Origin of the sequence: Legionella drozanskii LLAP-1 (assembly GCF_001467585.1) — a bacterium.
In the GTDB taxonomy this organism is placed as follows: Bacteria; Pseudomonadota; Gammaproteobacteria; order Legionellales; family Legionellaceae; genus Tatlockia; species Tatlockia drozanskii.
In genome coordinates this window covers 295,933-296,481 of sequence record NZ_LNXY01000031.1, presented here as the reverse complement: position 1 = coordinate 296,481, position 549 = coordinate 295,933, and the positions used below count along the sequence as shown (strand labels likewise).

Here is a 549-nt window from a genome sequence, read left to right as displayed (position 1 = left end):
CCAGCCGGTTATGTAGGGGTACCGGTTCTTTTTGGGCGTGTCCAGACTGGCATTCTTGATCCAGGAATTCATTTTAAAAACCCATTCACTCGGGTAGTTAAGTTCGATTTACGTACGCAAAAAGCTGACGAAGAAGGTGTGATACCAAGTAAAGAAATGCTTAATCTGACTCTTAAAACGTCGGTTAACTACCATCTTAATAAATCTAAAATTGGTGATATTTATAACAGCGTAGGCGTTGATTACTTCGATAAACTAATAGAACCTCACATCCGCTCAAGCATTCGCCAGATAACAAGTAATTATAATGCAGATCAGTTCTTCTCAGGAGACAGGAACGAAATAGCTGCTAATATTCAAAAATCATTAATACAAGAATTAGAATCAAGAGGGGTGATTATTGAGTCGATAATGCTAAAGGAAATATTGCCTCCCGAATCAATCCGCCGAGCCATTGAAAATAAACAAGCTCAACAACAAGAAGCTGAAGGGATGAAATTTAGGCTACAGCGAGAAAAACTGGAAGCAGAGCGTAAGAAAATTGAAGCA

The 549-nt window shown here is 38.8% G+C and carries 1 protein-coding gene; it reads left to right on the top strand.

Translation table 11 applies throughout. The features are described from left to right. Nucleotides 1-549: prohibitin family protein (locus Ldro_RS14760; protein ID WP_193786657.1), on the top strand; the 549-nt coding region annotated here is incomplete at both ends.